The following is a 25,633-nucleotide window of genomic DNA, read 5'->3' as shown; positions in this document are numbered from 1 at the left end:
ATTCGACCTTATATTGGTAATTCCTGCATGTGAAAAATGATTTTTTAGAAGAAATTTGCAAAATGCTGAACAAAAAACCGCCTTTACGAATCTTGGGGTCGAAACCCCTGTAAAATTCGGTAAAGGACGGCTGCTTATGGTGCCAAAATACGAGCTTTAATTCGGTTGGAGACGGAATTTATTTTATTCGGATCCACCGTTCAGATAGTTGAAGAAAGGCTGGTCTACCCAGAAGTCATACGTCGTAATGTCCGCATCTGGAGCCAGCTTCAGGAAACCTTCCCGAATGGATTTGGCATTCTCTTTCAGAGAGAAGGACTGAGCATAGTAATTGCCAAGCGCGATCTTATTATTGGAAATGACAGGGTAGTTCGCCAATGCGGTTGGTGAATAATACAGCGGTTGCCACCAGGAACTGAGAATCAATGGCGATGTACTGTCACTGTTCTTTTTAGCATATTTCAGCACAATGTCGTTGAAGCGAACTTTGTCAGCCACATTGTTGAACTCGAACTGAATATCATATTCCTTCGCAGAAGCTATATAGTTGCCGTTCTCGATCTGTGTCACTTTATAGTCTGGCGTTTCCTTCGGCTCGCCCCATTCCTTCAAATAAATGAAGGCAGATGTCTTCGGTTGGAATTGTACATCGGCGTCAATGCCTTCGCTACGCAGCAAACCAACCAACTGTACAGCATGTTGGATATTATCGTGGCCGTAGGTAAGTGTCAGTTCATCGATAAAGTTGGAGTCAAAGCGGCTATCCTTCAGATTGTAACCTGTTACGAGATCATCTCGCAGAGCCTGATCCACAATCTTTCTCAGTTCAGGTGATTCGATCAGATCTGCTGTGCGATATGCAGCATACAGTTTGGAATAGATGTCCGCATCGCCGGAACGCCCAATCTCATGTTTGTATTTCCCTTGACTGACCAATACGCGTCCAAGCAAAGTATTAGCGAAATCTTTACTTGCTACGCCACCCTTAAGGAGAGTGGGGTACAGGTTTTCGGGAATCAGGCCTGTATCAATCGCCGCAGCCAGTTCCTGTGCGGCTTGTCCCTGAACACGTTTCGGACTAATGCCAACTTTGGCAAGCGCTTTGGCCGTTTTTTCTGCAGGATATGTATAAGCCAGTTCCTTGAACCCGGCTGCTTTCACCGCGATGAAGACCGCTGCATAAGTGCTCAATTGATCCTTAGCACGTACTTCTGTACCTGTAAGAACCCCATTATTGTATAAGGATACGGCAGCATCGTAGGAAGAATCACCAGAAGACAGATCGGTAAAGACTGGAGCTTTGGCTGCACTGTCACTTGCTTGAGTTGCTTCAGTGATGGCTGCAATGGCTTGAATGAAATCACCTTTGGTAATCTGTTGTGGCAATTGAATGTTGTATTTCGCTTGCAAGAATTGAGCAAAATCCGCTGCGCTTTCCGTATAGACAACTGGAGCCTGAGCTACCGGTCCTTTGACACTTTGTGAGGTGGTTGGTTTAGCTGGAATTGCAGATGCTGCTGAAGCAGAAGCGGGCAAGCTAAGGCTGCCGAGTGTTACCGGAGCGGCGAGTAGGGCCGCCAACGTGATCTGGGTGATTTTTTTCAAATGAATAGCCTCCTTAAAATGGGTTGGAAAATAATTAGCTTTGGGTTATAATTCTGACAATTCCTATCAGAATAGAATAATTGGATTGACTTTAGCACGGAGACGCGCTAGATGTCAACGAAAAAAAGCTTGATACAGAACGGTTTCCAAAGCTTGGTAGAAAGCGAATTGTCAATTATATTCTATTTGAGTGTATACGCTCAAAGATTTATTGACAAGGATCGACAGTATCCGCTAGGATAAGAAAAAAGAATGTTGAAAAGGGGTATTTTCAAAATGAAAAGAGGTTTATCGTTCGTCTTATCGATCATCATGTTGGCTATTTTGTTGGCAGCTTGTGGGAATTCGGCTTCCAAAGACGAACAATCCGCCCAAGGCAGTGATTCGGAGAAATCTCTTCGGATGGCCCTCGTACTTCCCGAAAAAATAGGGGTTAACCCTTTCTTTGTACAGATGGATGAAGGCTTCAAAAAAGCAGGCGAAGAATTCAAAGTAGATACCAAGACGATTGAATCGACAGACCCGGCAGCATTTGAACAAAATCTGCGTGCTGCGGTTGCCGAGAATTATGATCTGATTATTACAGCAACTTTCCAGGCAGAAGATGCATTGAAAAAAGTGGCAGCAGAGAATCCAGACAAGTCCTTTGCGATTGTAGATACAACCGTTGATCTGCCTAACGTTCGTAGCGTTGGTTTCCGTGAATATGAAGGGGCGTATCTGCTTGGTGCAGCTGCTGGATTGTCCACCAAAACAGATAAAGTCGGCATGATCGCAGCAATGGATGTACCATTGATCAAGAAATATACGGAAGGTTTCAAAGCTGGATTGGAATCCGTGAATCCGGATGCAGAATTCCTCGTGAACTATGTAGGTGGATTTAATGACCCGGCCAAAGCAAAAGAATTGGCACTGGTACAATTCGGCAAAGGCGCTGACTTCATTGCTGGCGCATCCGCTGTAGGTGATCTTGGCGTGTTCGAAGCAGCCAAAGAAAAAGGCTTCTACACTTCCGGTCAGGATACGGATCGTACAGTTGAAGACCCGGAACATATCGTATTGTCTCAATTGAAGTCAACCGATACGGTTGCTTATGAGACTGTGAAAGATTTCGTAGAAGGCAACTTCAAAGCAGGCGCTGTTAACTACGGTTTGAAAGAAGACGGTGTAGGCCTGACGTACGTTACACGTGACAGCGAATCTCCATTGAATGCTTTCGTCGGACAAGAAGTGATCGACAAGGTTAAAGCAATCAAGGATGATATCGTATCCGGCAAAATCGTAGTCAAAGATCCATTGCAACAATAGTTTTGAATGTTCTTTTCAATGAATGAGTGATGGAAATGATCAGCCGGCTGCCCGATCAGGCAGCCGGTTTTGCTGCTATTAAATGACCGAGACCGAGAGGAGCGAACGCAAGATATGCTGTTGGAGATGGAGCACATTACGAAGAAATACGGCGGCTTCACCGCTAACCGTGACATCCGTTTTAATTTGCGTGAGGGAGAAATTCATGCCCTTGTAGGTGAGAACGGGGCCGGTAAAACAACCTTGATGCGTATGTTGTACGGTATGGAACAGCCTACGTCGGGCACAATCAAAGTCCGTGGACGTGAGGTGAGCTTTGCCACGCCGTCCCAGGCGATGGCAAGTGGCATCGGTATGGTGCACCAGCATTTCATGCTGTTCCCTTCCTTTACGGTGGCGGAGAACATCGTGATCGGACGCGAACCGGCAGCGGCAGGTGTATTTGACCGTAAAAAGGCAGCAGCCCAGGTGAACGAGCTTGGCAGACAATATGGTATGCCGGTTGACCCGTGGAAAAAAGTGTCCGAGTGCCCGCTTGGCATGCAGCAGCGTGTTGAAATTCTCAAGGTGCTGCATCAGGGCGCAGACATCATTATATTGGACGAACCTTCGGCGGTACTGACACCGCTGGAAGTAAAGGAACTGCTGGCGAACATGAAATCACTCGCCAAGCTGGGCAAAACCTTTGTACTGATCACGCACAAGCTGCAAGAAGTCATGGATGTAGCCGACCGGATCACGGTGCTTCGGGATGGTCAGGTGACAGGTACGTTGGAAGCGAAGGATACACATGTGGAGGAATTGTCCCGTCTGATGGTTGGTCGTGAACTTGTGCGTATGGACAAGCAGCCATCGGTTCCAGCGGAAGCCGTGCTTCAGGTGGAAGGGGTTAATCTGTCCGGAGCGAAGGATCGTTCGGCGCTCAAGGAGATTCATATGGAGGTTCGAAAAGGTGAGGTTGTTGGTATAGCAGGCATCTCAGGTAACGGCCAGTCTGAATTGATTCAAGTGATTGCGGGACTTCGTAAGGCTGACAGTGGTCGTGTCTTGCTCTCCGGGCAGGATACAACGAACTGGCCGGTACGGCGCATCCGGGAGCATGGACTTGCACATATCCCGGAAGATCGTTACATGTGGGGAGCGGCCAAGGATGCGAGTGTTCGCGAGAACGGGCTAATGGGACACCATCATCGTTTGCAGTCACGAGGTATTATCAAAGCCAAAGCAGCAAGAACGATGGTAGAGAGCTGGATCAAACAGTTCAGCATCAAGACGGGTTCTGCGGAAACCAAGGCACAGTTTCTGTCGGGAGGAAACTTGCAGAAGCTGATTGCCGCTCGTGAATTTGCACAGGATACACCGTTTCTAATTGCAGCCGAACCAACACGTGGTGTAGATATCGGAGCGATGGAGACCATTCATGCCGAATTGCTGCGTAAACGCAGTGAGGGCGCGGGCATTCTGCTCATTTCATCCGAGTTGTCGGAGATTTTGCAATTATCTGATCGGATTATTGTTATGTATGAAGGTGAGATTGCCGGAGAATTGAGAGCAGAAGAAGCGACTGAGGAACAGATCAGCTTGTTAATGGCAGGAGGGAAAGAGCGGATATGAATCGGGTAAAAGAAACACTTCGCGGACTCGTACAGCCGCTGCTTGCCGTATTCATCGGTCTGATTGCAGGGGCTGTGGCGATTCTGATCGTTGGCGGTAATGTGGTGGATACGTATGCGGAGATGTGGAAAGGGGCCTTCGGCAACTTCTACTTCTTCACGAATACGTTGGCTCGTTCCACACCAATCATCTTGGCGGGGCTTGGCGTAGCATTGGCATTCCGTGCCGGATTCTTCAATATGGGAGCCGAAGGCCAAATGATTCTTGGCGGGCTTAGTGCCGCGCTCACGGCGCTCTATCTGCCAGGCCCGGGCTGGTTCGTGTGTATTGCTGCGATTGTCGCAGGTATTGTTGCCGGGGGAATCTGGTCCCTGTTTGCAGGTTGGCTGGATGCTCGTTTCGGCATGAATCTATTGATCACAACCTTACTACTTAACTATATCGCTATTTATTTTGGCGGCTACATGGTCTCCTATCCATTCAAGGATCGGACTGGATCTGCAGCGATGGCTCAGACACCCATGATTGATCAGAGTATCTGGTTGCCGAAGTTGTTCCAGGGCATGGGGCTGCATGCAGGCTTCATTATTGCCATTGTAGCGGCCATTCTGATCTACTGGTTTACACATAAAACGGTGACCGGTTACGAAATCCGCATGCTCGGCAGCAACCCGTCCTTTGCAACCTACGGCGGTGTTCGTCGCATTCGCATGATGATGCTGTCCATGGTCATCAGTGGCGGACTTGCTGGACTCGCGGGTGCGGGGGAAGTACTCGGTACACAGTACCGTTTCCTTGATGGCTCATTGTCTTCGGCAAGTTACGCATGGAGCGGCATTATGGCAACGTTGCTTGCCCGATCGCATCCACTTGGTACAGCTGTGGCAGCTATTTTGCTAGCTGCGTTACAGACGGGTGCCATGGGGATGGAACGGAACACGGATGTTCCGTTGGAAGTTGGCAGTGTCATCCAGGCTGTATTGACGTTATTTGTATCAGCTCAGATCGGTTATTCATTCCTGAAGCGGAGAAAGGAGAAAAAGTCCAATGCAACAACTGTTTGATGCAGCCATGTTTGGCTCAACCTTGCGGATTATGACTCCAATCCTGCTTGCAGCGCTCGGTGGGGCTTTATGTTCTCGTGTCGGTCTGTTTAACGTGGGTCTTGAAGGACTGGTTTTGATCGGTGCATTCTCCGCCATTGTCGGCAATTATCTGTTTGGCAATGTGCTGCTTGCTGTACTTTTTTCCATTATTATAGTGATGTTATTCTCGGCGCTCTTTGCCTTTATAAGCATTAATCTCAAGGCCAACGCCATCGTGGTCGGGATCTCGCTCAACTTCCTGGCTGCGGGGGTGACGACCTTTGCATTGCGTGCGATTTTTGATGTAAAGGGTGCATACTACGACAAAGACATGGTGGGACTTCCCAAGTGGGATATTCCGCTGATCAAGGACATTCCGTGGTTGGGCGATGTATTATCGGGACATAGTCCTCTGGTTTACCTCGGCATTGTGCTCGTGATTGCACTGCAATTTTATCTGTTCAAAAGTGTATCCGGCTTCCGTCTGCGCTCCGTCGGTGAGAACCCGATTGCAGCACAGAGCATTGGGATCAAGGTACGCGGCATCCAGTATGGTGCCGTTCTGATGTGCGGTGTATTGTGTGCTCTGGCTGGAGCACAGTTATCGCTCGGTCAGGTAACGATGTTTACCGAAGGCATGACCGCTGGTCGTGGCTTTATCGCGCTGGTGGCAACGATGTTAGGACAAGCGAATCCGCTTGGCGTCATGGGCTCCAGTGTGCTGTTTGGCTTCATGGAAGCATTGAGTATTCGTCTGCAAGGATTCTCCTTGCCAACCCATTTCACATTGATGCTGCCGTATATTGTGACGCTGGTCGCGATGTTCTTTTTCAAAGACCGTACCTATGCACAGGATGCACTGAAAGCGGGCGGAAGCTCGCGTTAATTCCTGAATGTCTACGTTAGAGACAGTAAAAGAAGGAGGAATTCCACTTGCATAACAAGGCTGAACGTTTGAAAAAAAGTAAAACCCCGGCACCCAAAACAGGTAACGATCACGGAGATCGTCTGCCGCCAGGGCAGATGCTGACGGAGAAATTCCCGATTCTGCATGAAGGGGAAGTGCCGGAATATGACCTGTCCACATGGGACCTGAAGGTATTCGGCGAAGTGGAAGAGGAGAAGGTGTTCTCCCTGGCTGAGTTACAGGCGATGCCTCAGGTGAACACGGTGAGTGATATTCACTGTGTCACACGCTGGTCGAAATTCGATACGCCGTGGGAAGGTATTCGCTTCTCCGATTTTGTGAAACTTCTGGGGGTTAAACCGGAAGCAAAATACGTTATGATCCATGCAGATCATGATTATGAGACAAATGTACCGCTTGAAGAATTGATGCATGATGATGTACTGCTTGCATTCAAATATAACGGTGAGCCACTAACGCCCAAGCATGGTTTTCCGCTGCGTATGGTTGTGCCACAACTGTACTTCTGGAAGAGTGCGAAGTGGATACGAGGTCTGGAGTTTATGACAGAAGACCGTAACGGATTCTGGGAAGTGAATGGTTTCCACCATTTTGCCGATCCGTTCAAGGAACAACGCTTCTCGGGTGAAGATCTGCCGATTCCGGAAGACGAGTGGACGAAGAAGGAGTTTGATTGACATGTTGATGCCTATTTTGCAGATTCATTCGGAAGACATGCCGGCATATGCCATCGTCTGTGGTGATCCGGCACGTGCGGAGAAGATTTCCCGCAAGCTGGAGCAGGCGAGAGAACTGGCGTTCAGTCGGGAGTATCGCACGTTTGTTGGTTTGTACGAAGGGGTACAGATTGCTGTGGTCAGCCATGGTGTAGGTTCACCTGGAGCAGCTGTCTGCTTCGAGGAATTGATTCGCGCGGGTGTAACAACTCTGATTCGTGTAGGTACGGCGGGATCGTATACAGCCGATTATCCAGCAGGCAGTGTGATTGTGAGTACGGCGGCCGTTCGTACGGATGGGTTGACTCGCCAACTGGTGCCGGATGGTTTCCCAGCGGTAGCAGACATTGGGGTGACACAAGCGTTGATCGAAGCTGCGCGTGAGCAAGAAAGCGCTGATGCTGCAGCGTTTGCAGGCAAAGTTGGCGTTGGTATCACCGTAACGCTGGATGCGTTCTTTGCAGGCGTGGAAGAGATTCCACACCGCAAGTACAAGCAGGCTGGAGCACTTGCAGCCGAGATGGAAATTGCGGCGCTCTACATCGTCAGCACCTTACGTGGCGCTCGCGCCGGAGCGATTGTCGCGATCGATGGATTCGCGGACAGCGACCTGGCAGCCGAGTATGATCCGCATACGGATGCGGTTGGACAAGCGGTGGAGCGCGAGATTAATGCAGCGCTACATGCGCTAGTCGCTCTTGCTCGTCAGGATCAGGCTTAGGCTGGTTAAGGCAAGGATGATTGGTGTTCATTGTTACAAAGCAAAATAGTAGAAGTTGTCCATTGGATTTGGATAATATAAAAGGGCGTCCCGCAAGGTCCGAATATGACCTAGGGGCGTCCTTTCCTTTTTAATTTCTCCGTTTTTGGTAAAGTGTAGCCTTTTAAATAAACTGAAAAAGAAGAGGGGATGCAGGTACAGTAGCGAATTGTATTTGCAGGGCATGTCATTAAATTAGGAGAGTGATTAAATATGGGTTGGAGTGAATTACGTGAAATTCCTAATGAATACAGCGATGAGGTACAACGGATTGATGAGCAACTTTTGAAACTGGTTGCAGCCAGAAAGGACATAACCGGAGCTGTCCAATACCAGCCTCCTCAAAGTACCATCGATGAATGGGTGAGCTTACTGGATATGAAGGAGGAAGATATCCGATATGTTCTCCGTAGCGTGCAGCCGATGCCGCAAAGGCACTACTATCCAAGTGAACCTCTCCAATTGACAAGTGTGGTGCCGATTATGAAGAAAATGATCAAAGATTCGTGTGAATATATGATTGCGCATTCAATGCAATATGAAGGCGAAAGCCTCGTTTACGTGGAAATTCGATATAAGGGGAATGAAGCTGATCGTATACAAATGGTTCCACATTTGGCTCTGGAAATATTCAGCGAACAGGGACATATAACCATGAGACATGGTAGTCGTGGAGGAGGCGGGGAGACGCAAATTTGTTTCAGAGTGGTCCCTGCCCTTCCTTCTTCTCTGGAAAACGTTCGATTCTCCTTGATTCCCTCAATACCAGAGATGGAATACAAAGTAGAGGAAATCATTTTGGATAAACAGGTTGATTTCGATTAACGGGGAACAGGATATATCATGAAAAATGACGTATGGATAATGCGCATGTACTAAGGGCGCAAAATCTATACGTCATTATGTGTATCAGGGGTAATAACACCTTGTTCTTTCTCAAATTCTTCAATATGTTGTTCAATAAGATACTCAATTTGCATTGCAATAGATCGTTTGTTTTTGTCTGCAATCACTTTAATTTTCTCAAAATTCTTTTCTCGCAGCCTAAGTGTAAAGACTCTTTTATCTGTAGCCATGAAATAAAATCTCCTCAAAAAGTAATGTTCATATTGTATCATTAAAACCAGTTCAAAGCTCTTCGTATGGAGAGTATCGGAAATCTTGTGATTTATAATTCAAAAGAGTATAAAAGATTGAGTCAAGAAAGTGATCGTTTATTTATGGAGCTGTGTGATTATGTTAAGCCAGAAGGGATGGCTTTATTTTTGGACTATTGTAATGTAATAACCCTTCTTCAGGGTACAGCAGAGTCAGTAATGTATGAGCAAGGGTTTAGAGATGGCTTTAGCTTAATAAAGTTAATATTTACGTCAAATAACACATAACTTGGGGACGGTCTATCCTTCGCGAAGAATGATAATGCAGAAAATGGGCACGTTATATAAAGGAACATGAACATGAATACGAAAAAAGGGAGGACTCTACGATGACACAGAACAATCAACCTCAGGATGAGGCGGAAATTCGCAACAAGCTGGATGAAGACGGGGATTCCTTGATGGAGAAAAAGAAGATTCTAAGCGGAGTGGACATTGAGCCGCAGGCGGATGAATGGGCCGCGAAGCCATCACCTGTTGCTTTTAATGAAGGAAATGCTTCTTCGAAAAAATAAACAACATGAGCATCTCATTCGCTTTGTGGAATGAAAATGAATTTAGCGAAGCAGGTACCCTTATGGTATCTGCTTTTTGGTTGTATAATAATGTAAAATTCAGTAGACGAAAGAGTGATGGGGATGAGTGCAGGTAAGATTAACATCAGAAAGGCAGAACTGAGGGACTACTCGGGCGTGTCATTGTTGATGGATGAGCTGCACCAGATGCATGTCGAGGGGCGGCCCGATCTATACAGAGTGTTAGAGACCAGAATGGAAGAAAAAGAGTTCACCGAACTGCTGGAAACGGACAAGCGTTACCTGTATGTTGCCGAGTCTTCGGAAACGGGTTTGATTCTGGGTTACGGGAGTGCGCAGTTAAGTGTCATTCAAGATAACCCATTGATGTTGGATCGCAAGATGCTGTACATCCATGAACTTGTAGTGGATACCAAGCATCGGGGCCAAGGAACAGGCAAACAGTTACTACAAGCATTCATCGAGTTGGGGAGAGAGCTTCAGGCAGATAGCGTGGAATTGTCCGTGTCGACGTTTAACTCTGGGGCACAGGCTTTCTATGAACAGATGGGTCTGGTCGTCCGCAGCAGTAGGATGGAATATACCTTGTAAGATGCATCGCTCTATTTAATTAGGAAGGATTCATCCGTTTTTAATAAAATATCAGAATACCCTTGAATACCCCCGTGGGGTATGTTACTCTTAGAAAAGAACGAAAGAAAAGGGGTGTTCATGATGGATCATCAGAGCCATCCCGAGGAACCTTTGCAATCCTCCAAGTCCGATTCAACGGAAGCTTTGGCTACAGTCCAAGAAGCAGTATCCTGTCATGCCGAGGGCAGTGATGGGAAGCATGTGCGCAAGAGTCACCATTCGCAGGAGATGAAGAGTAATCTTGTTTCTCGTTTGAACCGTGTGGAGGGTCAGATTCGCGGGATCAAGGGATTGATTGAGAAGGATACGTACTGTGATGATGTGCTGACGCAGATTGCGGCGGCTCAGTCTGCTCTGAATTCCGTAGGCAAACTTTTGCTTGAAGGTCATATGAAGAGCTGTATCGTTGAGCGTATTCAGGCTGGCGAACATGAGGTTGTGGATGAACTGCTGGTTACGATGCGGAAGTTAATGAAGTAAGCTGAATCAATTCACCTAATTAATTTTATCATTTTAATATACCCCAAGGAGGAATTTACAATGTCTAATGTTACGTTGAACGTTACGGGAATGTCTTGCAATCACTGTGTGAAGTCGGTTGAAGAGGCTGTGAAGAATACCGGTGCGAGTGGTAAGGTTGATCTGGCAGCGGGAACAGTAGCGGTGGAATATGATGAGCAGACGGTGAACGTGGATCAGATCAAAGCTGCGATTGAAGATCAGGGATACGATGTAGTCTAACGGGATCACAGGCTTAAACCGAACATGCTCATGGGCGAAAAAGAGGTCAGAGTACCTTTTCCCAAGAGTCAGGTTTAAGCCTAATTTTCTGTCTGATATATACCCCTTGGGGGTATGATGGGTGCAACATATAAAAATTGAATCGACATGAAAGGAGCTGACATGATGGATAACTCAACGAATAAACCAATGGATAGATCATCCGAACCCACACCAATGCCACCTATGGCAGAAGCACCAGGACTGAAGGCAACACTGCACATCACGGGAATGACTTGTGCTGCATGTTCGACACGAGTGGAGAAGGGCTTGTCCCGTATGGAAGGGGTGCATCAGGCCAATGTGAATCTTGCCATCGAACAGGCAACCGTATCTTATGATCCGAAGACAACCAACGTGAATGCGTTGCGGGATAAAGTAGAGGCGCTTGGCTACGGTACGGTGTCCGAATCGGTTGATCTGAACATCACCGGTATGACGTGTGCTGCTTGTTCTGCCCGGATTGAAAAAGGTCTTTCCCGACTACCGGGGGTATCTCAGGCGAACGTGAATCTGGCGCTGGAGACAGGGCATATCGAATATGCCGCAGGCACATTGAAACCTTCGGATATTACCGCCAAGATCAAGCAGATGGGCTACGGTGCTGAACTGCAATTGACGCAAGAAGAGACCACATCGGTTCGTGAACGTGAACTGCAACGCAAAAAGTGGAAATGGATGATCTCTGCGTTGTTATCGATTCCTTTGCTGTGGGCAATGGTGGGGCATTTCTCGTTCACATCCGGAATCTATGTCCCAGATCTGTTCATGAACCCTTGGTTCCAGCTGATTCTGGCAACGCCAGTACAGTTCGTGATTGGATGGCAATTCTATGTGGGAGCGTACAAAGCACTACGCAACCGCAGCGCGAATATGGATGTTCTCGTCGCACTGGGTACCAGCGCAGCGTTTTTCTACAGTCTGTATCTGACGTTATCCAGCGGGTACTTACCTTCTGCAACCATGAATCATGGCGCAATGGGAACGAGCACAGCCGCCATGCCTTCGGTAGAACTCTATTATGAGACAAGTGCAATTCTGATTACGTTAATTTTACTGGGAAAATGGTTCGAAGCTGTGGCCAAAGGTCGCTCTTCACAGGCAATCAAAAGCTTGATTGAACTGGCTCCACGTGAAGCCCGTGTCATCCGGGACGGACAGGAAGTGATGGTTCCTGCCGCATATGTTGCGGTGGGTGATCTGATTCTGGTGAAGCCGGGGGACAGTATCCCGGTAGATGGTATCGTTGAAGAGGGGCAATCCTCTGTGGACGAATCCATGCTAAGTGGAGAGAGCCTTCCCGTGGATAAAAAGCCGGGAGATCCCGTTACAGGTGCTACGCTGAACAAAAACGGGGTATTACGACTGCGCGCAACCCGAGTGGGATCGGACACGGCTTTGTCCCAGATTATTAAAGTAGTCGAGCAAGCTCAGGGCTCCAAAGCACCGATCCAGCGGATCGCAGATGTCATTTCAGGCATATTTGTTCCCATTGTCGTGGGTATTGCCGCGCTGACATTCTTGATCTGGTATCTGTTTGCAAGTCCGGGTGACTTCGCTGGTTCCCTTGAAAAAGCGATTGCCGTGCTCGTTATTGCCTGTCCATGTGCACTGGGGCTGGCAACGCCAACCTCCGTCATGGCTGGATCAGGACGTGCTGCTGAATATGGCATTCTGTTCAAGGGCGGCGAACATCTGGAGTCCGCACAACAGATTCAGACCGTGGTGCTCGACAAAACAGGTACAGTAACCCAAGGTAAACCCGTCCTTACGGATGTTGTCACGGCTCCGAATTGGACGGAATCCGATCTGCTTGAGCGTGTAGGAGCGGCTGAACAGAGTTCCGAGCATCCGCTGGCAGAAGCGATTGTTGCTGGTATCCGTGCCAAGGGTCTGGAACTAACCCCAACAGAGAAGTTCGAGAACATACCGGGATACGGTGTGCGAGCTTCAGTAAAAGGGCAGGAAATTCTGGTTGGCACACGGCGGTTGCTTGCGGATGCACAGGTGAATGTCTCTGAGGGAACCGTTCAGCAGATGAACTCTCTGGAGGAGCAGGGACGTACAGCGATGCTGGTTGCGGTGGATGGTCAGTGGGCAGGGATTGTGGCTGTGGCTGATACCATCAAGGATACCTCTCGTGAAGCCATCGGTCGTCTTCAAGCGATGGGGATTGATGTCATCATGATCACGGGAGACAATGAGCGAACAGCTCGCGCTGTAGCAGAACAGGCAGGCATCGGTAAAGTTCTGGCTGAGGTTCTGCCGGAGGGTAAAGCTGCGGAAGTGAAGAAACTTCAGGAGAGTGGCCTGAAAGTTGCGATGGTAGGTGATGGCATTAATGATGCTCCGGCACTCGCTACGGCGGATATTGGGATGGCGATCGGAACAGGAACGGATGTAGCGATGGAAGCGGCGGATATTACGTTGATGCGTGGTGATCTGAACAGCATTGCAGATGCGATTGAGATGAGCCGGCGCACGATGGGGAACATCAAACAAAACTTGTTCTGGGCACTCGGATACAACGTTATTGGTATTCCCATTGCGGCAGTTGGCTTCCTGGCTCCATGGCTGGCAGGGGCGGCGATGGCGTTCAGCTCCGTATCGGTTGTCCTGAATTCCCTACGTCTGCAACGCATGAAGCTGAAGAGAAATGACTGACCGACCTTTGTTTGGAGATATATTCAACGCTTTATTGTAAATGAAGTGAGGATGAATAAATGCGCGGTTCGCTGCGGCGGACCGTGTTTTTTGTTGAGAAAAAATACAGTTGAGTCGCCAAAAAGTAAGCCTGAATCGTTGGTGTAGATGTTCTTTTCTACGGAGAAAAGATAGAATAATGCTCTTTTGTGAAAATGGTTCAATTGCATTCATGAATATAGCTTACATTTTCTGAATTTTTCAAAAATGAGTTGACAATACGGACATATTCACATAAAATTTAAACGATCGTTTGATTCAAACAACTGTTTAAATCAAATTTGAACTATTTGAGTAATGGAGGACACCTTTTATGTTACAGGCTTTACGTACATTGTTTAAAAAACCGCCAGTGATTGTAGGGATCGTAACAGCACTTATGTTCCAAGTGATCTTTAGCGTGATCTGGATGACCGCATATTCTGGAGTAAATGACCGTACGAAAGAATTGACGGTTGCGATTGTGAATGAGGACGGCGAAATGTCCAAAGGAATCGCAGATTCGCTCGCAGGAACACTGCCTTTCCATACTGTATCCAATCTGAGTGCGGCTGAAGCGTTGGATCAGCTGAATCATCACAAAGTACACATGGTGCTGGATATCCCGGCTGGGTTTAACGAATTGCTTCAGACGGCTGGCTCAACCGCCGAGATTAAATACACCATTAATGAAGCGAACCCGGTTACGATTAAAAGCATGATGCAAGGTGTATCACAAAGTGTAACAAACACAATTAACAAACAAGCAACAGCACAAGGGGTACAGACGGTGTTAACCGCTTCAGGCGCACCTGCCGATCAGGCTGCTGAAGCCGCTACAAACCTGACTACCCGAGTGGAAGGAACGACAACGTCCATCAACCCGGTTAACGGGATGAATAATCAGATGGTACCGATGATGATGGTACTGGCTTCCTATGTAGGTGCCATGATCATGGGGATGAACCTCCAGACAGCCATGGGTATGCTGTCATCTACCTATTCCCGATTGACTTTGTTTGGCGCGAGAGTAGTCATTAACGTGGGTTCTGCATTGGTCGTTTCCTTGCTGGGATCTTCACTGATTGTGGCACTGGGAGGACAGATTGCACAAGGATTCGTTGCATTCTGGTTGTTCCAGGCGCTCTTCCTGTGCACGTTCATGTTCTTCTCCCAGTTCTTCCTGATCTGCTTCGGACCTGCAGGAAGTCTGTTCAACATCATCTCACTGTCCTTGCAACTGGTATCTTCCGGTGCAATGGTACCGCGTGAATTGCTGAACAGCTTCTATAGCGGCATTGGGCAGTACCTGCCTGCAACATACGCTGTTCAGGGTATTCTGAGCGTGCAGTTGGGAGGCCCGGGAGTTCAGTCTGCTGCGGGCTCTATCGTGATTGTACTGTTGGTTGCCGTTGCGTTGTCACTGGTCGTGACGTTGTTGAAAAAACAACGCATGCCAGCTATGGCTCCAAGCCCTGCTCAAGCAAACAACTAATACAGCAGATGCATACCATTGCATCATAGGATAGGACAAGCACCCCGATGATTTTCATCGGGGTGCTTGGTGTAATATAATAGACAGATGAATCGCTGGCTGCAGTCCTTGAGCTGGAGCGAATGAGATGAACGGACAAGAGGGAGCGGGACGGAATGACGGAACCGGAGTTGGATATCAAAACGAGGATATTGCTTGCAGCCAAGAAGCTTTTTGCACAGCAGGGGTATGACGGGACGAGTGTTCGTCAAATATGTGATGAGGCAGGTGCCAATGTGTCGCTGGTGTCTTATCATTTTGGCGGCAAAGAAAAGGTGTTCGAAGCGTTATTTGAGCATTTTTTCCCTGGGCATATGATGAACGCGCTGGCTGAAGAGTCCGTGTCCTCGCCTGTGGAAGGTATCCGCCGAATTATTGGTGAAGTTGTGAAGTTCACGATGACGGATCGGGAGATGAGCGATATTGTGCAGCTTGAAATTACACTGCGTACACATCGTACAGCTACCGTATTTCGTTTTCTGGACCCTGTATGGACCCGAGTGAGGGAACTTCTGCAAGAAGGAAAAGACCAGGGGTTGTTCCGGGTCGAGTCCGTATCTTATGCGATGCTTCAGGTTATGGGTGTGGCTTTGGCGCACAAACGGGCCAAGAATTCACGATTTGGCTTTGATTATCAGGATATGAATACAGACGAGCTCGCTGAGCAGACAATTGAGTTCGTACTTCGAGGATTGGGAGTGAACCACCATGAATGAAACCATTGAGTTGATGATGAAACACCGCTCTGTACGCAAATTCAAGCCAGACCCGGTAAGTGAAGAGCAGCTTGAAGCCATCGTAGCGGCTGGACAGATGGCTTCCTCTTCAAGTAGTGTGCAAGCATATACCGTAATTGCTGTGACTGACTTAGAGCAAAAAGCCAAGCTGGCTGAATTGGCAGGCAATCAGGCCTATGTCAATGAATGTCCGGTATTTCTCGTATGGTGTGCTGATCTGTATCGACTGAGTGATGCTGCGAAACGTCATCTTCCTGAGAAGGAATCGTACGCCGATTCAACAGAGAATTTCATGGTAGCCACAATTGATGCTGCACTGGCTTCCCAGAATGCCGCTCTTGCAGCTGAGTCGCTTGGTTTCGGAATTGTATATATCGGCGGGCTTCGTACCCGGATTGAGGAAGTAGCCGAGTTATTGGGATTGCCGGAAGGGGTATATCCGGTGTATGGCATGTGTATTGGCGTTGCAGATCAGGAAACGGGAATTCGGCCACGCCTGCCGCTGGATGCAGTCCTGCATCATAATCGTTATAATGCCGATCAGAGCATCAAAGGTGTTGAGCAGTATGATGAGACAACGACAGCGTACATGAAAGAACGGACCAATGGTGAGCGCACGACCCCATGGTCCGAACTGATGGCGAAGCGCCTGACTGAGCCGACAAGGTTACAGGTGAGACCGTTCCTGGAAAGCAAAGGATTCTTGAAGCGTTAAGTTGAACTGAAGGTAGTTACACTTGCCACTCCGATGACAGAACAACCTTCCGATCGCTGTTATCCCCAGATTTTTTGATCCCATTTTTGTGAAGGTGAAAATCTGGTGATAGCGTATGCTTTCGAAGTAGCTTTCCTTCAGAAAGCTTTTAGGCGACCGCTCTGCTTCCTCAGGTTATTTCTGTCCTCTACGTTCCTGTGAAAAATTTAGTTCAACTGATATATATATAGTAAATTAGAAGTCAGTCGGAGCGAAACCGACTGGCTTCTTTGTGCTGTGTTAGTAGGGCAAGCGAGAGTGCTTGCTGCTGGCAGATTGTACTCAAGTTAAGCCGTAGAAACGCTTTGTATTCTGATAAAAGAGACGGGCGGCCCGTTCGGTTCCCATGCCGGTGATCTCACTCCATGCCTGAATGACCTGTCTGGTCATGGCCGGGTGTGTCATTCGTCCCTGAAATGGCCCTTCGAAGGGCCAAGGTCCGTCGGTCTCGGCCATCACTTGTTCGGATGGATATTGCCGGGCGAGTTCACGAATCTCTTCTTCATACCGAATATCCGGCGTGAAAGAGATGAAATAACCGTTGTCCGCCATGCGCCTTACGGTTTCGCGTGATCCTTTGAACCAGTGGAAATGAGCACGTCGGAACTGATATTGCTCGAGCAGATCACAGACGATATCGGCATCATCGTATACCGCATGAAGGACAAGCGGTTTGTTGTGTTTTTTGGCGAGCTGGATGAAACGTTCAAGCAGTTCGATATACCCGCTCTGATCGAAGTGCTGCCCTGCCTGCTCCACTTCCAGACGGTTGTAATAGGGCAGACCAACCTCTCCTATGGCTGTGGCTTGTCCCATATGCTTCTCGATCCATTGGAAGAACAGATCCATTTCTGCAGCGGAAGGCAATTCCTGTTCCGGATGGAAACCGAAGGCCGGATAGATATTGCGTGGATGTTGCTTTGCAAGCTCCAGGTTGGCCTGGGCAGAAGTGAGATTCATGGACACGGCAATGACTGCTTCGACCTGCTGAGACGGGAAAGATAGCAGCATCTCGCGTTGTTCTTCAGAGGTGTACTGATCGAAGTGAATATGAGCATCAATTAATGGTGCAAAAGCTTGAGAATGCACGAGGGAATTCCTCCTTGTGTTCATTTATATTCTAACTATGTTACGCAGAATTCCTTATGCTGGATCACCCATTAAAGGAAAATAATAACTCAAAAACCCGCGCTATTATGATAGGCGGGCTTTCTGCTGTTCTTCTCTCATCCACTGTGCAATCTGCCGTTTACGCTCCAGAAAAGCGAATTCATCCGTAATTTCTTCTCGTCTTGGGCGATCAAAAGGAACATGTACCTCGTGCAACACCGTTGCAGGTCGGTTGGATAATACATAGACCCGATCCGCAAGCAGCAGTGCTTCTTCGATATTGTGGGTGATGAACAGCACCGAGCGGCGGTTCTGTTCCCAGATATCGAGCAGCCAGCGCTGCATGTCGCTACGTGTCAGTGCATCCAGCGCGCTGAAAGGTTCGTCCAGCAGCATGAGTTCCTGCGGACTGAGCAGGGCGCGCAGAAATGCAGCACGCTGCTGCATTCCGCCCGACAGCATATGAGGATAGGCTTGCTCGAATCCGGCAAGACCCACGCTGCTTAACCACTTACGAGCTTCTGCAAGTGCTTCGGCCCGAGGGGGAGCGCTTGAGGCTACTTCACCAGCAAGCAGTACATTGTCTTCAATGGTGCGCCACGGGAAAAGAGCAGGCTGTTGGGGCATATAACTGATCTTGCCACGTTGGCCCGTCACATCATGACCGTTCATGAGTACTTGCCCTTCCTGTGGCTTCAGCAGACCGCCGATGATATGGAACAGGGTGCTTTTGCCACAGCCAGAAGGTCCAACGATAGCAACAAACTCGCCTTGCTCCACAGTCAGGGACAGGCCGTTCAGAACCGGTAACCTGCTCCGCCGTTCACGGAATGATGCATGAACAGTAACAACGTCCAGTGCAGGTGGAACCGGAGCAGGAGTCGTGTTGGCAGGTCGATCAGACGTACTTGGGTGGAGTTTTTCACCGTGCTTTGGTTCCAATGCGAGTGCTCCCCGTTCAGGCCGGACTTGTTCGCCCTGTTGCTGATTCATATGCTCATCACTTCCTAATATACAGTTTACTTCTTTACTATCGCTTCTGTGGCCGCCAGCGTACGAGCAGCTTCTCCAGCAGGGCAATGAGCAGGAAGAGCAGCAAGCTGAGCGCGACAATAATCATGATCGCCACGAATAGGCGATCGGTGCGATAAGCCGACTTTTGCAGCATCATATAATAACCAATACCCTTGTCTGCACCAATCCATTCGGCGATGATGGCACCCATCACGCTATAGGTAGCGGCGATTTTGACACCGGAGAACACGGATGGCAGCGCATGGGGAAGCTCCAGCTTCCAGAAGATCTGATGACGTTTCGCACCAGCCATGCGCATATAGTTCATCATCGCCGCGTCAGTACGGGTCAAGCCGTCCATGGCCGCCACTGCAACGGGGAAGAAGCAGACCAGAATGATCGTAATCAGCTTGGGCAGTAGCCCGAATCCGAACCAGATTAACAGGAGCGGCGCGAGCGCGATGGTCGGGATATTTTGACTAAGAATAAGTAAAGGATACAGGGCTGACTTGAGAAAAGGGACCAAATGCAGCACCATCGCAATTAATAATCCAACCGCGGTGCCAGCCGCGAATCCGATCAGCGTTAACTGAATGGTTGCGGAAGCGTGCATTCCAAGTCGCTCGGCCTGGGTTGCCGCTTCGCGGGCGATGTCGGACGGTGCAGGCAGCATCCATTTCTCAATATGGAACAGTGAGACGGCTCCCTGCCATATCGCTATAAAGAGAATAACCGCCACTAAGGGCGGCCATACACTTTTGAAATAGGCATGCATTAGCGATACTTCTCCGTCAGGGTGTCCATGCTGAAGCCGGTAGGGCTATGGGCGATTTTGATCTGGGAGATGATGCTTGGGCTGCCAGCCTCCACAAGTACCTCGTGCATCTTGCGGACAACCTCCAGCAGTTCCTCCAGTTCCCCCTCCATCGTGGTGTCGAGCGCGTTCACCTGATACTTCAGGCCAGATTGCTGAATAACCTCAATGGCGCGATCTACATAAGGATAAGAGTTCTCGCCATTTGGCGTTTTGGGAATAACCTGAATGCTAAGTAGTGTGCTTGCCATGAGAGATCACGGCTCCTTTCGTGATAAATTGCATGAATTGAACCAGGTTTACACTTCACTCCGATTGCAGTACCCTCTTCCGATCACTGTTATCCCCGGATTTCTTTAATGAATTCTAATGGAGGAAATCCGGGGATAAAGGTGAGCGCTTCGCTTCTTCAGATGGGTTCTGCACTCTTCGTTCTTGTGTAAAAAAGTTAAACTTAAGCAATTTTTATTGGGGTAAAAACGCGTTCGTATATGCCTTGCTCACATCGATTTGTTCATCCAGCAGTTTTTTGCTAAACATCCAGTCGGTGTAGTTCTGCCACACTTCCTGTTTTTGTTCTCCCCAGCGCGGGGCGTCATCCGTGTACTTTGGACTAAGCCATTTCTGGCTTGCCAGCACCAATTCCTTGTCCAGATCCGGTACGGCCTTGATCAGAATGTTGGCTGCGTCTTCGGGATGATCAATCGCATATTGATACCCCGCGGAAGTGGCTTTCAGGAATGCTTTCACCAACTCAGGGTCGTTTTGGATCGTCTGCTCGTTTGTTACAAGGACAGGTGTGTAGTAATCCAATGCTTCTGAATAATCCTTCACATATAACATGTCGATCGGTTCCCCGCGCAGTTCGGCTTCAATACCCGTCCAAGCGTAGAAAATCCACGCGAAATCAATGTCCCGTTTCACTGCGGTGAAAAAGTCAGCATCACCCATGTTAATGTTTTTCACTTTGGATACATCGGCGCCTTCGCCTTCCATAATGGATTGCATCACGGCTTCTTCAACAGGGGAGCCCCAACCGCCATAGGTTTTACCTTCAAAATCTTTCGGTGATTTAATATTCCGATCCGCCGGAGCAGCGAACCCGGATGTATTATGCTGAATAACTGCTGCAATGGAGACGAGTGGAACACCCTGTGTGCGGGCTTGAGTTACACTCTCCTGATAACTTACGCCAAAAGGCACTTCATTCGATGCAACCATCGTATCTGCGCCACCGGCACCTGGTTGTACAATCTCCACGTTCAAGCCTTCGGCCTTGTAAAAACCTTGATCTACAGCCGCATACAGGCCTGTGTGATTCGTATTCGGTGTCCAGTCGAGCACCACTTTAATATCTTTCAGGGCGGCAGTGTCACCTTCGTTGCTGCTTTCCGTATTTGTGTTGCCGTTCTGCCCAGCTGGGGCAGCTTCTTTGCCGCCACATGCGGCTACAGTCACCATAAGCACGCATAAGAGCAACAATCCCATCGTTTTACGCCATTTCATCTGTAATTCTCTCCTTCGGTATGTCCGGCCGATTGGCACGGGGTACTCCTTGGCTTCATATCCAATCATCTTGCATAAATCGACAGATTTATACCAGTTGAGATCTGGATGACGTTATTTTATAACATAAGAAAACGTCTATCGATGTCATTCGAAGAAGCCAGACCGCGTTTAGCGGAAGTTTTCTTGCAATATCAGGAAGGGGATGCTCAAAGCGTATACTTTCTGATAGTAACAAAAAAAGCGCCCCGTAATCCGGGACGCGTGCAGGCGTTAGAGAGGTGGCGTTCAGCCATAGGGCTGTGCCATTTCGATATACTCCGATTCCTACGCTGGCATGATCCAGATCAGGTCTAAGGGTTAGTATCTTGGTGGGATACACTCTCAGCCGGCCAATTCCGACTCCCCTGGGAAACTATGAAGTTACGGGCATTACTAGGTGTAATTATAGGCCAGGAGGTGGAACGTGTCTAGTCAGGAACTGGATGGGGACACGTATGAACTTATCAAACAGGCCGTTATACATATGTATAACAGCCTGTTTAGATGTGTTATTTTCAATAATTATCGTGGCGAATCATATAAGGAAATCTGGCTGAGTGCGAAAGCATCGGATTTTGGATCATAACCTACCTGTTTCTGAGTGCTTTCCAGATTCAATCGTTTAAACCGATTATTCGAGATCCCATGCAGTATGGTGAAGGGCTCCAGATTGGTAGCTGTAATTGCTTTGAACATCAAATCACACATGTCAGCCGGACTAATATACGCGCTCATATCCCTTGCCTCCAGCGCTGGTCCGTCTGGTTGAAAATCATCATATGCACCTATACGTACCGCCACACTTTGTAAACCTTCGGTATACGCAAAATAAGAAGCAAGCGATTCTCCAAAACATTTGCTAACCCCGTACAAATTCCGTGGGCGTGTTGGCATGTCCGGATAGACTTGAGCATCAATGGGATACCCCTCGATCGTCTGTGCACTGCTTGCCAGAATGACTCTTCGTACACCTTGGTCCTTGGCTGCACGGAATACATTAAATGTACCTTTGATATTGATGTCCAACAACGATTCATAGAATCCGGCATGCGGGGAAGGATCTCCCGCCAGATGTACAACCACATCCATGCCTTCGCAAGCGTGCTGACAGGCTTCGGGATCTGTCACATCCAGTGTCATGATCTCATGGCTGGTCTCTTGATACGTATGCAGTCTGTCAATATTCAAATCTGTTAGTCGCAGGTGAAATGCTTCTGACAAGTGTTGGGACAAGTCACGTCCAATTTTTCCGGCTGCGCCGGTAATTAAAATGTTCATGAAATCAGCTCCAATTCTTAGCGCTGGAAGAACTCAATCCATTCCTTTTCAGGTCCATAGATGAAGAAATAGCGGTAACCGTTAGGCAGTGTAATGATCTCTCCATCGATAAATTCGGCTTCGGTGGATTGGATGCGTTTGTACTCAGAATCAAGATCATGCACGTGGATGGCAAAATGGTGCACCGTACCTTCGGCAGGCAGCTTGTCGCTGTACCCTTGAATTAACTCAACCTCAGTCTCGTTACTTCCATTGAAGCCGAGAAAGGCAAGCTGAATGACGCCGTTGGTATGGGTCACCCGGTCTTTAAGCTCCAATCCAACAACCTCCGTATAGAAACGCAGTGTGGTCTCCAGATCACGAACAGCAATGCCGACGTGGTCAATGCGCTTTTGAAAACTCACAATCAAAAACCTCCTAGTGAAATTTTCTACCATTTTAAGGGATATCATAGGGCTGTACTACATGGTTGTCAAATTCGATTTTAATTTGGAAAAATCATAATTGTTCACAAAATGTTCACTTATGTGGAGGGTTTCCTCATCTCTATAATTACGAAGGTAAACAGAGAGGATGAGAGAATTGCCAACAAGCAAGAAGGAACAAATTATTTTCGGATTAATGATGTGTACAGGAATGGTCGTGGTCATGATGTTCTTCAATCTCTGGCACAGTGGGTTACTCGGCAAGATGTCCCCGCTTAAGATACTGCTTCAATTCATACTATGTTTTGTCATCGCATTTCTGGTGGAGTCATTCCTTGTTGGACCTGTAGCGAGAAAGATTGCATTCTCCTTGCCCTTTGACAAGTCCAACAAGATTCTGGGTGTGCTCGCCATGTCATTTTTTATGGTGATTGGCATGGTTCTGATCATGTCCATGTATGGAATGATCTCGGCATATCTTGCGGATCAATTAAGTGGGTCATCCGTACTCCGTACGTACCTTCATACAATTGCTCGTAACTTCAGTCTGGCGCTTCCGTATCAGTTAATCATTCTGGGACCACTCGTCCGATATGTATTCGGTAAATTCATCAAGGACGACGGGCCCGTAATGCCTGTCGTTAACAAAAGTGTGTGATTCGGCGCGCCCTAAGTATTTCCTGGGCAATCTTGTGCAAATGAATAGATCGTATTCTTTCCCTTGATTTAAGGTGATCAGAGAGGCAAAGATAGGGCACTTGCCACCATATTACAGCGCTAACGAATCGAGAACATCTTATTAGGCTAGTTTTTAGGGAATAAAAAATCTAACGAATCTCAGCGGCGTTATTATGCAGAAAAACTGCAACGAGACCTTGAATTTTAGATAATTACCTATAATAACGTCTCTAGGATTCGTTAGATTTCAAACATACGGAAATGGATAGGAATAGCGTATGCTAGGTTTGTTAGAACAGAGTAACGTCACAAAAAAGATGTCCACCGTCAGGTCATGACAGTAGACATCTCGGTTTCTTTAATAGGTAATTCTATTTCTCAGGACTGCATCGACACATAACTGTTAAGTCGCTGGATCGACCACATGTTTGTTCTGCCATTGATACGTGATCACGCTAATGACAAGCAGGCCAACTGCAAAGATCGCAAGCATCCATGCAGATTGATTAACCGCCAGATGATCAAGACTCCATCCTGTAGTCAAAGGCAGAATGGCACCGCCAACCCCACCTGAGGCAATCAAAATGCTGGGTGTGGATTCTTCTGTTCCGGGCAGCAGTTTACTGGCGAAGACAAGGGCAATGGAGAAAATGCCTGACATCGCAAGTCCAAGCAGCAAGATGATGAGAAATGCAGACCAGATTTGGTTTGTAAATGGAAATACCATTAACAAGAGAACAGATGCGAGACAACTGTACAGGACATAGACGCGGTATTCGAATTTCTCTGCGATATATCCGGCGAAGAGTCGTCCCACAGACATGGCAATCCAGAAACAGGTGACACTAAGCGCTGCTCCGGCTTCCTTCATGTTCATTTTCTCAATTAGAATCGCTGGCATGAAATTCGCAAGACTCATCTCTGTTCCAACATAGAGGAAGAAGAACAGGACGAATAATACCAGAAGAGTCCTGTTACGGCCACGATAGGTTGGACTGGGTGTACTTGCAGATGTGGGATGCATCTCACCCGATGTCCCAGCTGAGTGCGTATTTACGGAAGCATGATTTGAACCCCGTCGCTCCAGAAACTTATCGAGCTCTCCAAATGATCCTTTTGCCCAGAACACAAAGGTCAGCGCTGCGCAGATCGCAACAACGAGAAAGGAGAGACGCCAGTATCCGGCAGCAATCAGACCGCTGGCAATGAGCGGCATGACCATCGCCCCGATCCCGAATAACACTTCCAGTCGACTCATGGCAACGGCTGTATTGTCTTTGATTGCAGCGATGATAATGGTGCCAATAACAGCTTCAACCATTCCGAATCCAAAGCCGGCAGCGGGTGCAATGACGAACATCCAGCCCCATGGTGGCAGCAGCATATAGGATAATTCTGCAATGCAGAGCAACGCAGTGGCGATTAACAGGCCTCCCCGTTTACCAAAGCGTCTGTTCAGCCATGGAGATAACAATACACCACCGAGGAATCCGGCAAATTGAGCAAAGATCAGCGTTCCGCCGTGGCTATAATCTTTGCCGTAATGTTCAAGTGCAACCGGTAGAATGGAACCGAGCACAACGTGGGCAAGTCCAATCAGGAAATAGGATAGACATCCGATCCAAAGTAATTTTTTCATAAAGAACTCCTTCTACTTATATACATAAATTGAGGATCACAATAAAGCGCAATCTTGAAGACAAAGTCTATCATAACAGGACATGTTAAGTTGTGCCATGAATTCCTGATCGATACAGAAGGTTGCAATTTGGTCCAACGTTCGTATATACTGAGACACAACAATTACAGATCGGACCATGCCGTTGAAGAGCATCCAACTCGGAGGCGTTTTCGCCAGGGGAGCGATATTTCCCCAAGTTAACCGGAACCGCCCGTTATCGCGGACCAAGAGGCTGGAAGCAGGATATCCTGATTCA

At 48.1% G+C, this 25,633-nt stretch carries 26 protein-coding genes and 1 riboswitch; of the genes, 16 read left to right on the top strand and 10 right to left on the bottom strand.

Features of this window, described 5'->3' with window-relative positions; translation table 11 throughout:
• Nucleotides 1-183: 183 nt before the first annotated feature.
• A complete protein-coding gene (locus QVE09_RS26935; RefSeq protein WP_315939296.1) occupies nucleotides 184-1,605 on the bottom strand; it encodes a hypothetical protein in 1,422 nt (473 codons plus the stop codon).
• A gap of 276 nt (nucleotides 1,606-1,881) precedes the next feature.
• Here QVE09_RS26935 and QVE09_RS26930 point away from each other — a divergent pair, with 276 nt between their 5' ends.
• The 7 genes from QVE09_RS26930 to QVE09_RS26900 all read left to right on the top strand — a co-directional run bounded on the left by QVE09_RS26930 (nucleotide 1,882) and on the right by QVE09_RS26900 (nucleotide 8,841).
• Nucleotides 1,882-2,913: a BMP family lipoprotein gene (locus QVE09_RS26930; protein WP_017691014.1), complete on the top strand. Its 1,032-nt coding sequence runs from the start codon at nucleotides 1,882-1,884 to the stop codon at nucleotides 2,911-2,913.
• 114 nt (nucleotides 2,914-3,027) lie between these two features.
• Nucleotides 3,028-4,527, top strand: coding sequence for an ABC transporter ATP-binding protein (locus tag QVE09_RS26925; protein WP_315939295.1), 1,500 nt, complete (start codon nucleotides 3,028-3,030; stop codon nucleotides 4,525-4,527).
• Entirely contained in the window at nucleotides 4,524-5,591 is a 1,068-nt protein-coding gene (locus tag QVE09_RS26920; protein ID WP_017691012.1) for an ABC transporter permease, read from the top strand. Before QVE09_RS26925 ends, QVE09_RS26920 begins: the two co-directional genes overlap by 4 nt.
• Complete coding sequence (locus QVE09_RS26915) at nucleotides 5,575-6,498, top strand: ABC transporter permease (protein ID WP_315939294.1); 924 nt, start codon at nucleotides 5,575-5,577, stop codon at nucleotides 6,496-6,498. The genes QVE09_RS26920 and QVE09_RS26915 overlap by 17 nt, the downstream gene beginning before the upstream one ends.
• 47 nt (nucleotides 6,499-6,545) lie before the next feature.
• The gene (locus QVE09_RS26910; protein WP_017691010.1) at nucleotides 6,546-7,217 is read left to right on the top strand and encodes a sulfite oxidase-like oxidoreductase; all 672 of its coding nucleotides are present in this window, start codon (nucleotides 6,546-6,548) and stop codon (nucleotides 7,215-7,217) included.
• 1 nt (nucleotide 7,218) lies between these two features.
• Nucleotides 7,219-7,977, top strand: a complete 759-nt coding sequence (locus QVE09_RS26905) for a nucleoside phosphorylase (protein WP_315939293.1) — start codon at nucleotides 7,219-7,221, stop codon at nucleotides 7,975-7,977.
• 252 nt (nucleotides 7,978-8,229) lie between these two features.
• Nucleotides 8,230-8,841, top strand: coding sequence for a hypothetical protein (locus QVE09_RS26900; protein WP_315939292.1), 612 nt, complete (start codon nucleotides 8,230-8,232; stop codon nucleotides 8,839-8,841).
• A 65-nt stretch (nucleotides 8,842-8,906) separates the two neighbouring features.
• Here QVE09_RS26900 and QVE09_RS26895 read toward each other — a convergent pair whose 3' ends face one another.
• A complete protein-coding gene (locus QVE09_RS26895; RefSeq protein WP_101314872.1) occupies nucleotides 8,907-9,092 on the bottom strand; it encodes a hypothetical protein in 186 nt (61 codons plus the stop codon).
• A gap of 410 nt (nucleotides 9,093-9,502) precedes the next feature.
• Between QVE09_RS26895 and QVE09_RS26890 the strand changes: the two genes are divergently transcribed.
• From QVE09_RS26890 to nfsA, 8 genes are all read left to right on the top strand, one after another.
• Nucleotides 9,503-9,688, top strand: coding sequence for a hypothetical protein (locus QVE09_RS26890; RefSeq protein ID WP_017691007.1), 186 nt, complete (start codon nucleotides 9,503-9,505; stop codon nucleotides 9,686-9,688).
• Between the two features lie 123 nt (nucleotides 9,689-9,811).
• Nucleotides 9,812-10,300, top strand: coding sequence for a GNAT family N-acetyltransferase (locus QVE09_RS26885; RefSeq protein WP_315939291.1), 489 nt, complete (start codon nucleotides 9,812-9,814; stop codon nucleotides 10,298-10,300).
• 123 nt (nucleotides 10,301-10,423) lie between these two features.
• On the top strand, nucleotides 10,424-10,822 hold the full coding sequence (locus QVE09_RS26880) for a metal-sensitive transcriptional regulator (protein ID WP_017691005.1): 399 nt from the start codon (nucleotides 10,424-10,426) through the stop codon (nucleotides 10,820-10,822).
• A gap of 60 nt (nucleotides 10,823-10,882) precedes the next feature.
• Nucleotides 10,883-11,083, top strand: coding sequence for a copper ion binding protein (locus tag QVE09_RS26875; RefSeq protein ID WP_017691004.1), 201 nt, complete (start codon nucleotides 10,883-10,885; stop codon nucleotides 11,081-11,083).
• Nucleotides 11,084-11,299: 216 nt separating this feature from the next.
• Nucleotides 11,300-13,786, top strand: coding sequence for a heavy metal translocating P-type ATPase (locus QVE09_RS26870; RefSeq protein WP_315939371.1), 2,487 nt, complete (start codon nucleotides 11,300-11,302; stop codon nucleotides 13,784-13,786).
• A gap of 352 nt (nucleotides 13,787-14,138) precedes the next feature.
• Entirely contained in the window at nucleotides 14,139-15,299 is a 1,161-nt protein-coding gene (locus QVE09_RS26865) for a YhgE/Pip domain-containing protein (protein ID WP_315939290.1), read from the top strand.
• 155 nt (nucleotides 15,300-15,454) lie between these two features.
• A complete protein-coding gene (locus tag QVE09_RS26860) occupies nucleotides 15,455-16,054 on the top strand; it encodes a TetR family transcriptional regulator (RefSeq protein WP_315939289.1) in 600 nt (199 codons plus the stop codon).
• Nucleotides 16,047-16,790, top strand: a complete 744-nt coding sequence (gene nfsA, locus QVE09_RS26855) for an oxygen-insensitive NADPH nitroreductase (RefSeq protein WP_315939288.1) — start codon at nucleotides 16,047-16,049, stop codon at nucleotides 16,788-16,790. Before QVE09_RS26860 ends, nfsA begins: the two co-directional genes overlap by 8 nt.
• 321 nt (nucleotides 16,791-17,111) lie before the next feature.
• Here nfsA and QVE09_RS26850 read toward each other — a convergent pair whose 3' ends face one another.
• From QVE09_RS26850 to QVE09_RS26820, 7 genes are all read right to left on the bottom strand, one after another.
• Complete coding sequence (locus QVE09_RS26850; protein WP_315939287.1) at nucleotides 17,112-17,942, bottom strand: TatD family hydrolase; 831 nt, start codon at nucleotides 17,940-17,942, stop codon at nucleotides 17,112-17,114.
• 81 nt (nucleotides 17,943-18,023) lie between these two features.
• A complete protein-coding gene (locus QVE09_RS26845) occupies nucleotides 18,024-18,932 on the bottom strand; it encodes an ABC transporter ATP-binding protein (protein WP_315939286.1) in 909 nt (302 codons plus the stop codon).
• Between the two features lie 37 nt (nucleotides 18,933-18,969).
• Nucleotides 18,970-19,728, bottom strand: coding sequence for an ABC transporter permease (locus QVE09_RS26840; protein WP_315939285.1), 759 nt, complete (start codon nucleotides 19,726-19,728; stop codon nucleotides 18,970-18,972).
• Nucleotides 19,728-20,018, bottom strand: coding sequence for a thiamine-binding protein (locus tag QVE09_RS26835; RefSeq protein ID WP_017690996.1), 291 nt, complete (start codon nucleotides 20,016-20,018; stop codon nucleotides 19,728-19,730). Before QVE09_RS26835 ends, QVE09_RS26840 begins: the two co-directional genes overlap by 1 nt.
• 214 nt (nucleotides 20,019-20,232) lie before the next feature.
• Nucleotides 20,233-21,273 carry an ABC transporter substrate-binding protein gene (locus QVE09_RS26830; protein WP_315939284.1) on the bottom strand — a complete coding sequence of 347 codons (1,041 nt, stop codon included), beginning with the start codon at nucleotides 21,271-21,273 and terminating at the stop codon, nucleotides 20,233-20,235.
• Between the two features lie 306 nt (nucleotides 21,274-21,579).
• A riboswitch (TPP riboswitch) is annotated at nucleotides 21,580-21,692 on the bottom strand.
• Nucleotides 21,693-21,837: 145 nt separating this feature from the next.
• Nucleotides 21,838-22,593 (bottom strand): NAD-dependent epimerase/dehydratase family protein, encoded by a 756-nt coding sequence (locus QVE09_RS26825; RefSeq protein ID WP_315939283.1) that lies wholly within the window; start codon nucleotides 22,591-22,593, stop codon nucleotides 21,838-21,840.
• 17 nt (nucleotides 22,594-22,610) lie between these two features.
• Entirely contained in the window at nucleotides 22,611-23,030 is a 420-nt protein-coding gene (locus QVE09_RS26820; protein ID WP_315939282.1) for a VOC family protein, read from the bottom strand.
• A 136-nt stretch (nucleotides 23,031-23,166) separates the two neighbouring features.
• Here QVE09_RS26820 and QVE09_RS26815 point away from each other — a divergent pair, with 136 nt between their 5' ends.
• Nucleotides 23,167-23,676 (top strand): DUF2798 domain-containing protein, encoded by a 510-nt coding sequence (locus QVE09_RS26815; protein WP_315939281.1) that lies wholly within the window; start codon nucleotides 23,167-23,169, stop codon nucleotides 23,674-23,676.
• 423 nt (nucleotides 23,677-24,099) lie between these two features.
• On the opposite strand, the gene QVE09_RS26810 is transcribed toward QVE09_RS26815, so the two are convergent.
• A complete protein-coding gene (locus QVE09_RS26810) occupies nucleotides 24,100-25,335 on the bottom strand; it encodes an MFS transporter (protein ID WP_315939280.1) in 1,236 nt (411 codons plus the stop codon).
• Nucleotides 25,336-25,633 lie beyond the last annotated feature (298 nt).

Source organism: Paenibacillus sp. ClWae2A (genome assembly GCF_032452295.1).
GTDB lineage: Bacteria > Bacillota > Bacilli > Paenibacillales > Paenibacillaceae > Paenibacillus.
The sequence above is the reverse complement of the archived record's forward strand: the minus strand, read 5'-3'. Positions and strand labels throughout refer to the sequence as shown.